Source organism: Enterococcus sp. AZ177, from assembly GCF_050544585.1.
GTDB classification, from domain to species: Bacteria; Bacillota; Bacilli; order Lactobacillales; family Enterococcaceae; genus Enterococcus_L; species Enterococcus_L plantarum.
In genome coordinates this window covers 3,082,117-3,096,388 of sequence record NZ_CP172944.1, presented here as the reverse complement: position 1 = coordinate 3,096,388, position 14,272 = coordinate 3,082,117, and the positions used below count along the sequence as shown (strand labels likewise).

The following is a 14,272-nucleotide window of genomic DNA, read 5'->3' as shown; positions in this document are numbered from 1 at the left end:
CAGATATGTCATTGAAAGTATTTTTGCAAGTAGTGGAAATTCAGACAAAGTTAGCCAGTCTGTTTCCCTTTGCAATTGGGGTATTATTTTCTATTGCTTATTTCAATCAGTTTCAATTAGGGTACACAGTTCTTTTTTTCACTGGGATGGTCGTCTTTGATATGGCGACAACAGCGATAAATAATTATATGGACTTTAAAAAAGCGAAGTCCGAAGTATATAAATATAAAGAGAATATTATTGGCAGTTCTGGAATCGCACCCGTTATTGTAAGAAATATGATCTTTGGGATGATTGCTTTTTCAGCAGCGATCGGGTTCTTTTTAACCGTCAAAACAGGTTGGTTGTTCTTAGTGATGGGCGGTGTATGTTGTTTTATCGGTATTTTTTACACCTTCGGACCGATCCCGCTCTCTCGAATGCCTCTAGGTGAGGTGTTTAGTGGATTTACCATGGGACTTGGGATCTTTGCGATGACAATTTATTTGAATGTACAAGAGGATCGTCCGTTCTACCTAATGCTTGATTGGCAGCGTGGAACATTCGCTTTGAACGGAAATTTATGGGCGTTATTTGCTATTGTTTGGGCATCTTTACCCATGGTGTTTACGATTGCCAATATTATGTTGGCGAATAATTTGAGGGATTTAGATACGGATATTGACAATCATCGCTATACGTTGGTTTATTATATTGGACGGAAACAAGGCGTGATAGTATTCCAATTATTGATGTTTGCTTGTTATTTAGTTATTTTGATTGGCTTACCATTTGGTGTATATCGTTGGCCAATTCTGACCGTATTTTTATCGTTGCCTATTGTTTGGAAAAATCTCCAATCATTTAAGAAAGACTTACCACATCCTAAAAGTTTTGGGTATTCAATAAAAAACTTGATGGCGTTTAACGGAAGTTATTTATTAGGTTTGTTACTGACGATTAGTTTAGAAAAAATATAAATAAAAAGAAGGAAGCAGAGACCAACAACGGTTTTGTTTCCTTCTTTTTTAGAAAAGTACTCTATACTTGCAACGGATTTAAGGAATTTCTAATATTTTTTATGGTGTAAATTCTAAATCGTTGGATTGATACTACTTAGGCTAATTTCGCCAGAAGACAGCACTTTGTCTGTTTTATCTTGAAGTGTTACAACAAGCTCACCGTGTTCGTTGATTGCTGTGGCGATTCCTTCGTAGTTGACACCTGCTTGTGTAAATGAAACAGTTTTACCAAGGACAAAGGATTTTTGACGATATTCTTCTAGAAAATTTTGATCAGGTAAGTGATTCAGTATGCGATAAAATTGGTTCCAGATAGCACCAATTAATTCATTACGTGTCATTGTAGGTTCTTTTTCTGGGAATAAAGAAGTAGCTTTTTCTCTCAGTTCTTCTGGAAAATCATCTTGTTTTAAACAAAAATTGATCCCCATACCAATGATGACATTTGAAATTTGTCCTGATTCAACATCGCTCATGGCTTCTGATAGAATCCCACAGACTTTTTTGCCATTGATATAGATATCGTTGACCCATTTGATTTCAGTTTGTACAGAAGTGAAATCATCCATGGCTCTAGCGATTGCTACTGCCATGATTATGGTATATTGTGCCATTTCTTCAAAGTTTTGATTAGGCCTCAATAACATGCTCATATAGATACCGCTACCTGCTTTTGAGAAAAAAGGTCGGCCGAATCGTCCTTTAGGGGCTTCTTGAATGTCGGCTACGATCAAAGTATTGTCTGGTTCGCCATTAATCGCTGCGAGTTTAGCATCTTTCATCGTAGACTCTGAGGCACTTAAAACGGTGATTGAAAGTTTAGGTGTTTTCGAATCTAGTGATAAACGAATTCCTTCTGCAGATAAAACGTCGGATTTATCATAACGATAGCCTTTGTTTCGGCTACTGGAAATAAGGTGTCCTTCTTTTTTTAATTCATTGATTGCTTTCCAAATGGCTGTTCGAGATAAGGAAAGTTGTTGCGCCATTTCTTCTCCGGAAATAAATGAGGGTGTTTGTTTCATTAATAGGGTTAACACCTGACTTTTAGTAGACATAATATTCGCTCCTTTATAATAGTTTCATTGTATCTGATGAAAGGAATGGGGGTCAACCACAATACGGCTGAATGAGGAGAAGAAAATCCATCTAAGGATGTATGTTTTCTTTTGAAAGGCTTGCTATACTTAAATAGCAGGAACGAAGAACACAGAGCAAAATTGTTCTGGGAATAGAGAATTTCAGAGATGGAGTGGGGAAGAATGGAAAAGCAACAATACGTTTGTGATAAGTGTGGAAATGAACAGTATGTTTCCGATCAGTTTCAAGCAACAGGAGGAAACTTTGCGAAAATATTTGATGTGCAAAATAAAAAATTTATCACAGTCAGCTGTACGAGATGTGGCTTTACGGAACTATACCGTGGCCAAACGACAGACGGTTGGAATGTGTTAGACTTTTTGATGGGTGGTTAATAGCCTCTAGATAAAAGTGGCTGGGACTGAAACTGTTAATCCTTAAAATAAGAAGGGATTGCTTCTGCTCCCATCGTTTATTCGCATTTAGGGTGTGAAACAAAAGTGATTTTTTACTTTTGTTCCACACCCTTTTTTAACCCAATAATAATTGATCGTCTTTTAATTCGGTACCACTATTTTTGTGGAACATATCCATTAATTCATTGACAGTCAACTCTTTTTTCTGATCAGCAGGTACATCTACCACAACTTGGCCTTGGTGAAGCATGATCAAACGATTGCCGTAACGAATCGCATCTTCCATGTCGTGTGTCACCATAAATGCCGTTAAATTTTGTTCTTGGATCAACTGTTCAGTTAGCTCCATAACAGTGATCGATGTTTTAGGGTCAAGTGCTGCAGTGTGTTCATCCAATAAAATCAATTCTGGTCGAATCAAGGTAGCCATGAGCAACGTGATTGCTTGTCGCTGTCCGCCAGATAGTAACCCAATTTCTGTGCCTAAACGGTTTTCTAGTCCTAAATTCAAACTAGCTAATTGTTCTTTGAAGAAATTGCGGTCATGTTTACGCACACCATTTCCTAAACCACGTTTTTTTCCTCGTTTCATAGCAAGGGCCATATTTTCTTCTACAGTTAAACGAACAGCGGTCCCCATCTTAGGGTCTTGAAAAACACGGCTGATTTGTTTAGAGCGAGCAACGACACGTTGTTTTGTGATGTCTTTGCCATTTAAAGCTAGCTGACCTTCTTCTATCGGTAATGTTCCAGCAATACTGTTTAACAAAGTAGATTTACCAGCGCCGTTTCCGCCTATGATCGTAATGAATTCACCTTGGTTGATCGTTAAATCGATTCCTTTTAATACGTGGTTTTCATTAACCGTTCCGCGTTCGAAATATTGGTGCAAATTTTTGATTGTTAATACAGGTTCCATTAGTTTGCCCCTCCTTTACGTTTTCCTAGTTTAGAAAAGCCTAATTTTTTTTGAATCAAAGGTGAAGAAAGACAGATGACCAGGATAATCGCTGAGAATAATTTCAAATCTGCCGGATCAACACGTAATTCTAAAACGCATGCAAGGATAAAGCGGTACAAGATCGCACCGATCACAATCGTAATCAACCTTAAACCAAGTGATTTATTCTTAAAGAGAACTTCGGCGATGATGATTGAGGCAAGTCCGATAACGATTGTTCCAATACCAGAGTTTAAATCGGCAAAATTATTATTCTGTACAAGTAAAGCACCTGCCAAAGCAATACAACCATTTGAAAGCATATAACCGATGATCTTCATGTTGTCTGTTTTAATTCCGTTCGCTTCACTCATCTCAATGTTGTCACCCGTAGCTCGCGTAGCCAGGCCAATTTCAGTCTTGAAGAATAAAACAAGTAGAAGGATAACGATAAATACAATAATTGCACCGACAACTATCGCGCTGTTGATTTTAGAAAAACCTAATGATTGTGCATGAGAGAAAATGGAGTTTGTGCCAATCAAAGAAATGTTTGGAGCGCCCATGATTCGTGAGTTGATACTGTAAAGGCCAGTCATCGTAATGATTCCCGCCAATAACGCAGGGATTTTTAGTTTTGTATGCAGAAGGCCTGAAACAAGACCCGCCAGCATACCAGCAATAAATGCAAACAGTAATGCAATAATAGGTGCAACCATATAATGGACATCAAATAAAGACTGGATCGATGTAGGCCAAGTAGTTGGGTCTTTTGCTAAAATAACAGCGGCAACAGCGCCACCTAATGGAAAGCTCCCTTCAGTGGTTAAGTCGGCAATGTCTAAAATACGGTATGTCAGAAAGACTCCGATGGCTAATAGTGACCAAAGAAGGCCTTGAGAGGTTGAGGAAAGTAATATGTCTAACAATAAAATCAGCTTCTTTCAATAATATTTATGTATTTCCCGCAAAAATGCGGAGAAATTTAAGGTGCTTTGATCGTATCTGGATCGATGTCCAAAGCTTTTGCCATATCTTTATTTACGAAAAGTGTTAAGTCTTTTGCTTTTTCAACAGGCATTTCGGCAGGTTTTGCTTCACCTTTTAGAATTTTTGCCGCCATAGCACCTGTTTGTTTACCAAGTGATTGGTAATCGATTCCCACAGTTGCCAATCCGCCTTCTTCAACTTGCTCAATTGAACCTGCGATGACGGGGATTTTGTGTTCTTTTGCTACTTCGCCGATAACCGCAGAGGCCGAAGCGAAGGTGTTGTCGGTTGGAATGTAAATCGCGTCGACATCTTTTGCTAAGCTAGTTGTTACTTGTTGGACATCATTTGTAGAGTTGGCAGTTAAAACTTTAGAGTTGATTCCAGCATCTTTTAGGGCTTTTTCAGCCATATCCGCTTGAATTTTAGAATTTGCTTCGCCTGCGTTATACATGATCCCAACGGTTTTCGCATCAGGTACGATGTTCAATAATAAAGAGATTTGTTTATCAATGGGTACGATATCAGTGGTTCCAGTAACGTTACCTCCAGGTTTCTCATCTGATTTGACTAATTTCGCACTAACTAAGTCAGTAACTGCTGTGACTAGAATTGGAATATCGGTTGTTTCGTTTACTAATGATTGAGCGGCAGGTGTTGCAATTCCCAAAAGTAGGTCGGGTTTTTCTTTGACCAATTTTTCACTCATACTTTTCAATTGTGCCTGATCGTTTTGTGCATTGCTGTATTCAATAGTTAGGTTATCGCCGTCTTTAAAGCCGTTTTCAGCTAACCCTTCTTTGAATCCTTCAAACGCTGCATCAAGTGACCCGTGTTCAACAGGCTGTAACACACCGATTTTCTTACTGTCGCTGTTTGCGCCATCATTTGCTTTTTTACCGTCGCCACATGCGCCAAGAGCCAATAAAGCTACTGCTGATACGATACTTAATCCGACTAATTTCTTTTTCATTTTGATTCCTCCAATTATAATTGATAAAACAAAAAATCCATTCAGACAATATGCCTAAATGGATTGATAAAAGTCGTAGATAAACACTTCTTCATTCGCCACTTAGGATTGTCTACGTGGCTGTTTGTTCAGTACAAAGCGCTTTAGCCATCATGGATACAAAAACAGGTTTTTGCTGTTTGTACCCACGATTGCATGAATACAAAACTATCTAAAGTAGCTAAAGTAAGCTTTATTCAGTTGTGGGTTGATTGAATGTGTCATAGAAATCCCTCCGCAAATTGAATTGTGTATAGTATAAGGGAAAAGGAAGCCAACTGTCAACAGATTATTTTAAATTTTCTGAACATTCATTTAACAACGATGAATAAAAAAGAGTATATATTTGTGAATTATTTAAATTAATAGTAATAAATCATTTGAAAATAGATATCTTTATGAATGTAAACGGATTCGTGGTAATATTTAGTTGAATAAATAGCAATTACTTAGGAGGATGTATATGATTTCGAAAAAATTAATTACATTAGGCACGTTAGCAGCAACAGTGTTGGTATTAGGCGCATGTAATGGTGATAAGAAAGAGTCTAAAGATAGTTCTTCTGATAGCAAAACAGAAACTCCAATGAGCTCAAGTGTGGATGCAGTGAGTGGCGCTTCAATTAGTGATAAACCAGAAGTGATCGAAAAAGCGTTGAGCAAAGACGGTAACTGGATTGTTGCAGCAACAGCGGATCTTACGTTTGATAAAGATGTAACAGTTGCGGGTGAGTTCCATGATAAAGGGGAAGCTTCAGGCGATATTTATAGAAAATTAGCGTTATATGCACAAGATTCAGATAAAAAAGTTACAGCTGAATACACTGTAACGGTTCCTCAATTAATTGTTGAAACAGAAAACTTCAACATCGTTAATGGGACTGTTAAAGGTGATATCTTAGTTAAAGCGAATGGATTTGTCTTAAATGGAACAAAAGTTGAAGGGAATGTAACGTTTGAAAAAGAAGAATACAAAACTTCAGCAACATTAGACAAAGAAGGCGCTGAAATTACTGGAGAAACGACCGTTCAATAGAGAAAAAACAGTAGAAGACATTCGATCTTTATCGAGTGTCTTTTTTCGCAGTTGATAGGGTCTTTTAGACTCGCGAAAACCCTTGACTTTTGCTATAGAAGGAAGTACAATGTATAGATGCAAAAACTATCTGAAAAATGACAAAGCAGGAGCGAAATATTGTCCGTTCCGGTTTTTAATAGGGAAACAAAAGTAGAAACGCACGAGAAATTTTCAAGAGCACATTCTATTTTTGGTTTTTTTTTGCCTAAAAACTGCAAAAAATGCTCAATATTACAGATATTTAATATTTGTAATATTAAAGAAATATTTTCGGTTAGTGTTTTGATAGACTTTTAATTAGAGGAGTGAAGAGCTTGGCTGGACACGTAGTAAAATACGGAAAACACCGCGAACGTAGAAGTTTCGCCCGGATCAGTGAAGTGTTGGAATTACCCAACTTGATCGAGATTCAAACAGACTCTTACCAATGGTTTTTAGATGAAGGACTAAGAGAAATGTTTGAGGATATTTTACCGATCGATGATTTTCAAGGGAATTTATCTTTGGAATTTGTGGATTATGAATTAAAAGAACCTAAGTATACGGTAGAAGAAGCGCGTGCACATGACGCAAACTATTCTGCACCGTTACATGTTACTCTACGATTGACAAACCGTGAATCTGGAGAAATCAAATCACAAGAAGTATTCTTCGGTGATTTCCCTCTAATGACTGAAATGGGAACATTTATCATCAATGGTGCAGAACGTGTTATCGTTTCTCAATTAGTCCGTTCACCAGGTGTTTATTTCCATGGAAAAGTAGATAAAAATGGTAAAGAAGGCTTTGGCTCAACAGTGATCCCTAACCGTGGCGCATGGTTAGAAATGGAAACTGATGCAAAAGACATTTCTTATGTACGTATCGACCGTACACGTAAAATTCCTTTAACTGTATTAGTTCGTGCCTTAGGTTTTGGCTCTGACGATACAATTTTTGAAATTTTCGGTGAAACACTAAGCTTACGTAATACGATCGAAAAAGATTTACACAAAAACGCGAGCGATTCTCGTACTGAGGAAGGGTTAAAAGACATCTATGAGCGTCTACGACCTGGCGAGCCAAAGACAGCAGACAGTTCTCGTAACTTGCTGAATGCTCGTTTCTTCGATCCAAAACGTTATGACTTAGCGAACGTTGGTCGTTACAAAGTCAACAAAAAATTAGATTTAAAAACTCGTCTATTGAACCTAACTTTAGGAGAAACATTGATCGATGCTGAAACTGGCGAAATCATTGTTGAAAAAGGGACAGTATTAACTCACCAAGTAATGGAAACATTAGGTGAACATATCGATAATGGCTTAAACAGCGTCACTTATTACCCAAGTGAAGATGGTGTGGTTACTGAACCAATGACAGTTCAAGTAATCAAAGTTCTTTCTCCAAAAGATCCAGAACGCATCGTGAACGTCATCGGTAATGGTTATCCTGATACAAGTGTGAAGACTGTTCGTCCAGCGGATATCGTGGCTTCAATGAGCTATTTCTTTAACTTACAAGAAGACATCGGTAACGTAGATGATATCGATCACTTAGGAAATCGTCGTATTCGTTCAGTGGGTGAATTACTGCAAAACCAATTCCGTATTGGTTTAGCGCGTATGGAGCGTGTGGTTCGTGAAAGAATGTCGATTCAAGACACTGAAACATTAACACCACAACAACTGATCAATATCCGTCCAGTAGTAGCAAGTATCAAAGAATTCTTTGGTTCTTCTCAGCTATCACAATTCATGGATCAAACAAATCCTCTAGGTGAGTTGACACACAAACGTCGTCTATCTGCCTTAGGACCTGGTGGTTTGACTCGTGACCGTGCCGGCTATGAAGTTCGAGACGTTCATTATTCCCACTATGGCCGTATGTGTCCGATCGAAACACCTGAGGGACCAAATATCGGGCTGATCAATAGCTTATCAAGTTATGCCAAAGTGAATAAATTTGGGTTTATCGAAACGCCTTACCGTCGTGTTGATCGTGCCACAGGAAAAGTAACCGATCAAGTGGATTACTTAACTGCTGACACAGAGGATCACTATATCGTAGCGCAAGCAAACTCACGTTTGAATGAAGATGGAACATTTGCTGAAGAATTAGTAATGGCTCGTCTGCAAAGTGAAAACCTTGAAGTAACCATCGATAGAGTCGATTACATGGACGTTTCACCTAAACAGGTAGTAGCTGTTGCGACTGCATGTATTCCTTTCTTGGAAAACGATGACTCCAACCGTGCCTTGATGGGTGCCAACATGCAACGTCAAGCAGTGCCGTTGATCCAACCTCGTTCACCACTTGTGGGAACTGGTATGGAATACAAATCAGCACATGACTCGGGTGCCGCTTTACTATGTAAACATGATGGTGTCGTTGAATATGTGGATGCATCAGAAGTACGCGTTCGTCGTGACAATGGCGCATTAGATAAGTATATGGTCACAAAATTCCGTCGTTCAAACTCAGGAACAAGTTACAACCAACGTCCAATCGTTCTTTTAGGCGAAAAAGTTGAAAAAGGCGATACATTAGCTGATGGACCTTCTATGGAAGAAGGCGAAATGGCTTTAGGGCAAAACGTCCTTGTTGGATTTATGACATGGGAAGGGTACAACTACGAGGATGCGATCATCATGAGTCGTCGTTTGGTGAAAGATGATGTCTATACTTCTATCCATATCGAAGAATATGAATCAGAAGCTCGTGATACAAAATTAGGCCCTGAAGAAATCACGCGTGAAATTCCAAACGTCGGAGAAGATGCTTTGAAAGATCTTGACGAAATGGGCATTATCCGAATCGGTGCTGAAGTTAAAGATGGCGACCTATTAGTAGGGAAAGTAACGCCTAAAGGGGTAACTGAGTTATCTGCTGAAGAACGTTTACTACATGCAATCTTTGGTGAAAAGGCGCGTGAAGTTCGTGATACATCTCTACGTGTGCCTCACGGTGGCGGTGGGATCGTTCATGATGTGAAGATCTTTACTCGTGAAGCCGGAGACGAATTATCTCCAGGCGTAAACATGTTAGTTCGTGTGTATATCGTTCAAAAACGTAAAATCAACGAAGGCGATAAAATGGCCGGACGTCACGGTAATAAAGGGGTTGTATCCCGTATTATGCCGGAAGAAGATATGCCATTCTTACCAGACGGTACACCAATTGATGTCATGTTGAACCCACTAGGGGTACCATCACGTATGAATATCGGACAAGTACTAGAATTGCACTTGGGTATGGCTGCTCGTCAGTTAGGTATCCACATTGCAACACCAGTATTCGATGGTGCTAATGATGATGACGTTTGGGAAACTGTTCGTGAAGCGGGCATGGCTCGTGATGCGAAAACAGTTCTTTATGACGGACGTACTGGTGAACCATTTGATAACCGTATCTCTGTTGGTGTGATGTACATGATCAAATTGGCCCACATGGTCGATGATAAATTACATGCCCGTTCTATTGGACCATACTCACTTGTTACCCAACAACCACTTGGAGGTAAAGCTCAATTTGGTGGACAACGTTTTGGGGAAATGGAAGTATGGGCACTGGAAGCATACGGTGCAGCTTACACATTACAAGAAATCTTAACGTACAAATCTGATGACGTTGTTGGTCGTGTGAAAACATACGAAGCCATCGTCAAAGGTGAACCAATTCCAAAACCAGGCGTTCCAGAATCATTCCGCGTATTGGTGAAAGAATTACAATCACTTGGATTAGATATGCGCGTATTGGACATTGAAGAACAAGAAATCGAATTACGTGATATGGACGATGATGATGATGACTTGATCACTGTTGATGCCCTAACAAAATTCGCGGAACAACAATCAGCGAAACAATTAGAAAAAGAAGCAGCTGAAGCAAAAGAAGCAGCTGATGCAGTGCTTGAACAAGAAATAGAAACTGCTGAAGATACAAAAGACTAATTGTTTCACATTTTGTATAAAGTGCCAATGAAATCCGTTAGTTGTGGACTAGAAAGATCAACCTGATTGTTTCTAGTTCCAAACTACGGTGAATAGCTCATTCAGCTTTTCTAACTAATTGAATGGAGGGAATCCCTTTTGATCGATGTAAATAAATTCGAAAGTATGCAAATAGGTTTAGCTTCTCCAGAAAAGATCAGAAGCTGGTCTTACGGTGAAGTAAAGAAACCCGAAACGATTAACTACCGTACGTTAAAACCTGAACGTGAAGGTTTGTTCTGCGAACGCATTTTCGGCCCAACTAAAGACTGGGAATGTGCGTGTGGAAAATATAAACGTATTCGTTATAAAGGTATCGTTTGTGACCGTTGTGGTGTAGAAGTAACTCGTTCTAAAGTTCGTCGTGAACGTATGGGACATATCGAGTTAGCAGCACCCGTTTCACATATCTGGTATTTCAAAGGTATTCCATCTCGTATGGGTCTTGTTTTAGATATGAGTCCTCGTGCTCTGGAAGAGATCATTTACTTTGCATCGTATGTAGTAATTGATGCTGGAGATACATCTTTAGAGAAAAAACAATTATTAACAGAGCGTGAATACCGTGATAAACGTGATCAATATGGTCAAGGGTTTACTGCAGCAATGGGTGCAGAAGCGGTTAAACAATTATTGGATAACGTTGATTTAGATGGTGAAGTAGCTGGCTTAAAAGAAGATTTAAAATCAGCACAAGGTCAAAAAAGAACGCGTGCAATCCGTCGTTTAGATATTTTAGAAGCATTCCGTGCCTCTGGAAATCTACCAAGCTGGATGGTTATGGATGTCATTCCTGTAATCCCACCAGATTTACGTCCTATGGTTCAATTAGAAGGTGGACGTTTTGCAACTTCTGATTTGAACGACTTATACCGTCGTGTGATCAACCGTAATAACCGTTTGAAACGTTTATTAGATTTAAATGCGCCAAATATCATTGTTCAAAATGAAAAACGTATGCTGCAAGAAGCAGTCGATGCATTGATTGATAATGGTCGTCGTGGCCGTCCAGTTACAGGACCAGGTAACCGCCCATTGAAATCTCTTTCTCATATGTTAAAAGGGAAACAAGGTCGTTTCCGTCAAAACTTACTAGGTAAACGTGTGGATTACTCTGGTCGTTCAGTTATCGTCGTAGGACCTAACTTGAAAATGTACCAATGTGGACTTCCAAAAGAAATGGCGATTGAATTATTCAAACCATTTGTGATGCGTGAATTAGTTCAACGTGAAATTGCAACAAACATCAAAAATGCAAAACGTAAAATCGAACGCGGAGAAGATGAAGTTTGGGATATTCTAGAAGAAGTTATTCAAGAGCATCCAGTATTGCTTAACCGAGCACCTACACTACACAGACTTGGTATCCAAGCTTTTGAACCTGTGTTGGTTGAAGGTCGTGCAATCCGTCTTCACCCATTAGTTTGTGAAGCCTATAACGCCGATTTCGATGGAGACCAAATGGCCGTTCACGTTCCGTTGAACGAAGAAGCACAAGCAGAAGCACGTATGCTAATGTTAGCTGCTCAAAACATTTTGAATCCAAAAGATGGTAAACCAGTTGTAACACCTTCTCAAGATATGGTCTTAGGTAACTATTACCTAACAATGGAAGAAGAAGGACGTGAAGGGGAAGGTATGATCTTCCGCGACATGAATGAAGCTGTTTTAGCATGGCGTAATGGATACGTACATTTACACTCACGTATCGGTGTTCAAACAACATTACTTGGTGACAAACCGTTTACGGATTGGCAAAAAGAACGTATTTTGGTCACAACTGTAGGTAAGATCATCTTTAATGAAATCATGCCTGTAGAGTTCCCTTACTTGAATGAACCAACTGATTACAACTTGACAGTGCAAACGCCTGACAAGTATTTTGTAGAAGCTGGTACAGACATTCCTACTCACATTAAAGAGCAAGAATTAGTCTTACCATTCAAGAAGAAAAACTTAGGAAATATTATCGCTGAAGTCTTCAAGAGATTCCATATCACTGAAACTTCTAAGATGCTTGATAGAATGAAAGACTTAGGGTATAAACATTCGACTCATGCTGGTATGACTGTTGGTATCGCCGATATCATGGTATTGCATGAGAAACAAGAAATCATTGATGATGCCCATAAACAAGTTGAAAATATTACGAAACAATTCCGTCGTGGTCTGATTACAGATGACGAACGTTATGAACGTGTTATTGCTGTTTGGAACAAAGCCAAAGATGAGATCCAACAAAAACTGATCGAAAGTATGGACGCTAAAAATCCGATCTTCATGATGTCAGATTCAGGAGCCCGTGGTAACATCTCCAACTTTACTCAGCTTGCTGGTATGCGTGGACTTATGGCCGCTCCGAACGGACGTATCATGGAATTACCGATCATCTCGAACTTCCGTGAAGGACTTTCTGTCTTAGAAATGTTTATCTCTACCCATGGTGCTCGTAAAGGGATGACCGATACAGCCTTGAAGACAGCCGATTCAGGTTACTTGACTCGTCGTTTAGTTGACGTGGCCCAAGATGTTATTATTCGTGAAGACGATTGTGGAACTGACCGCGGTCTAGTGATCCAATCAATTCGTGAAGGGAATGAAATCATTGAGCCTTTAGAAGAACGTTTACTTGGACGTTACACTCGTAAATCAGTGATGCATCCTGAAACTGGCAAAATGATTATTGGTGAAGATCAACTGATTTCAGAAGATCTAGCTAGAGAAATCGTAGATGCTGGTGTTGAAACCGTAACGATCCGTTCCGTATTTACATGTAACACGAAACATGGTGTATGTAAACATTGTTACGGCCGTAACTTAGCAACTGGTTCAGGTGTTGAAGTTGGGGAGGCAGTGGGTACAATTGCTGCTCAATCAATCGGAGAACCTGGTACTCAATTAACAATGCGTACGTTCCATACAGGTGGGGTTGCCGGAGATGATATTACTCAAGGTCTACCTCGTGTCCAAGAAATCTTTGAAGCACGTAATCCTAAAGGACAAGCAGTTATCACAGAAGTAACCGGTGAAGTAATCGATATTTCTGAAGATCCTGCAACACGCCAAAAAGAAGTAACAATCAAAGGGAAAACTGATACACGCACGTATACAGTTCCTTATACAGCTCGTATGAAAGTCGCTGAAGGCGATACGATCCGTCGTGGTGAGCCATTGACAGAAGGTTCGATCGATCCTAAGCAGCTGCTACAAGTTCGCGATGTTTTATCTGTTGAAAACTACCTATTGCGTGAAGTACAACGCGTTTACCGTATGCAAGGAGTAGAAATCGGTGATAAACATATCGAAGTAATGGTTCGTCAAATGCTTCGTAAAGTTCGTGTCATGGATCCAGGTGACACTGAAATCTTACCGGGTACATTGCTAGATATCGCTGAATTTAAAGATCGTAACTATGACACATTAGTAGCTGGTGGCGTTCCCGCAACAAGCCGTCCAGTCTTACTAGGGATTACAAAAGCATCATTAGAAACAAATAGTTTCTTATCTGCTGCGTCATTCCAAGAAACAACTCGTGTGTTAACAGATGCTGCGATTCGCGGTAAAAAAGACCCATTACTTGGTTTGAAAGAAAATGTTATCATTGGTAAGATCATCCCAGCTGGTACTGGTATGGCTCGTTACCGTAACATGGAACCAAAAGAAGTTGGCGTAGCGAGCGAAAATGTCTACAGTATCTCTGATATTGAAGCACAAATGGCTGCTGAAGATGCTTTGAATGAGTTGAATAAATAGAAAAAAGAAAAAGGCTTGAAATCAATCGATT

The 14,272-nt window shown here is 39.4% G+C and carries 9 protein-coding genes; 5 read left to right on the top strand and 4 right to left on the bottom strand.

Annotation, left to right across the window (positions count from 1 at the left end; all coding sequences use genetic code 11):
• Positions 1 to 5: 5 nt before the first annotated feature.
• Complete coding sequence (gene menA, locus IGJ34_RS15180; protein ID WP_430597798.1) at positions 6 to 959, top strand: 1,4-dihydroxy-2-naphthoate polyprenyltransferase; 954 nt, start codon at positions 6 to 8, stop codon at positions 957 to 959.
• A 113-nt stretch (positions 960 to 1,072) separates the two neighbouring features.
• Here menA and IGJ34_RS15175 read toward each other — a convergent pair whose 3' ends face one another.
• Entirely contained in the window at positions 1,073 to 2,059 is a 987-nt protein-coding gene (locus IGJ34_RS15175; protein ID WP_069653470.1) for a biotin--[acetyl-CoA-carboxylase] ligase, read from the bottom strand.
• Positions 2,060 to 2,263: 204 nt separating this feature from the next.
• On the opposite strand from IGJ34_RS15175, the gene IGJ34_RS15170 reads away from it, so the two are divergent.
• Complete coding sequence (locus IGJ34_RS15170; RefSeq protein WP_206833895.1) at positions 2,264 to 2,476, top strand: zinc ribbon domain-containing protein; 213 nt, start codon at positions 2,264 to 2,266, stop codon at positions 2,474 to 2,476.
• A gap of 136 nt (positions 2,477 to 2,612) precedes the next feature.
• On the opposite strand, the gene IGJ34_RS15165 is transcribed toward IGJ34_RS15170, so the two are convergent.
• The 3 genes from IGJ34_RS15165 to IGJ34_RS15155 are packed head-to-tail and all read right to left on the bottom strand — an operon-like array spanning position 2,613 to position 5,400.
• Positions 2,613 to 3,416 carry an ABC transporter ATP-binding protein gene (locus IGJ34_RS15165; RefSeq protein WP_111248122.1) on the bottom strand — a complete coding sequence of 268 codons (804 nt, stop codon included), beginning with the start codon at positions 3,414 to 3,416 and terminating at the stop codon, positions 2,613 to 2,615.
• Positions 3,416 to 4,366 (bottom strand): ABC transporter permease, encoded by a 951-nt coding sequence (locus IGJ34_RS15160; RefSeq protein WP_430597797.1) that lies wholly within the window; start codon positions 4,364 to 4,366, stop codon positions 3,416 to 3,418. Before IGJ34_RS15160 ends, IGJ34_RS15165 begins: the two co-directional genes overlap by 1 nt.
• 56 nt (positions 4,367 to 4,422) lie before the next feature.
• Complete coding sequence (locus tag IGJ34_RS15155; RefSeq protein ID WP_430597796.1) at positions 4,423 to 5,400, bottom strand: ABC transporter substrate-binding protein; 978 nt, start codon at positions 5,398 to 5,400, stop codon at positions 4,423 to 4,425.
• A 502-nt stretch (positions 5,401 to 5,902) separates the two neighbouring features.
• Here IGJ34_RS15155 and IGJ34_RS15150 point away from each other — a divergent pair.
• The 3 genes from IGJ34_RS15150 (at position 5,903) to rpoC (ending at position 14,241) form a co-directional block, all read left to right on the top strand.
• Complete coding sequence (locus IGJ34_RS15150) at positions 5,903 to 6,475, top strand: polymer-forming cytoskeletal protein (RefSeq protein WP_430597795.1); 573 nt, start codon at positions 5,903 to 5,905, stop codon at positions 6,473 to 6,475.
• Between the two features lie 356 nt (positions 6,476 to 6,831).
• Positions 6,832 to 10,449, top strand: coding sequence for a DNA-directed RNA polymerase subunit beta (rpoB, locus tag IGJ34_RS15145; RefSeq protein ID WP_069653464.1), 3,618 nt, complete (start codon positions 6,832 to 6,834; stop codon positions 10,447 to 10,449).
• Between the two features lie 138 nt (positions 10,450 to 10,587).
• Positions 10,588 to 14,241, top strand: a complete 3,654-nt coding sequence (rpoC, locus tag IGJ34_RS15140) for a DNA-directed RNA polymerase subunit beta' (protein ID WP_069653463.1) — start codon at positions 10,588 to 10,590, stop codon at positions 14,239 to 14,241.
• The last annotated feature ends 31 nt before the right edge of the window (positions 14,242 to 14,272 follow it).

Bases quoted from the DNA above. Each gene is read 5' to 3' on its own strand.
- menA (WP_430597798.1), top strand. From the start codon at position 6: ATGTCATTGAAAGTATTTTTGCAAGTAGTGGAAATTCAGACAAAGTTA.
- IGJ34_RS15175 (WP_069653470.1), bottom strand. From the start codon at position 2,059: ATGTCTACTAAAAGTCAGGTGTTAACCCTATTAATGAAACAAACACCC.
- IGJ34_RS15170 (WP_206833895.1), top strand. From the start codon at position 2,264: ATGGAAAAGCAACAATACGTTTGTGATAAGTGTGGAAATGAACAGTAT.
- IGJ34_RS15165 (WP_111248122.1), bottom strand. From the start codon at position 3,416: ATGGAACCTGTATTAACAATCAAAAATTTGCACCAATATTTCGAACGC.
- IGJ34_RS15155 (WP_430597796.1), bottom strand. From the start codon at position 5,400: ATGAAAAAGAAATTAGTCGGATTAAGTATCGTATCAGCAGTAGCTTTA.
- IGJ34_RS15150 (WP_430597795.1), top strand. From the start codon at position 5,903: ATGATTTCGAAAAAATTAATTACATTAGGCACGTTAGCAGCAACAGTG.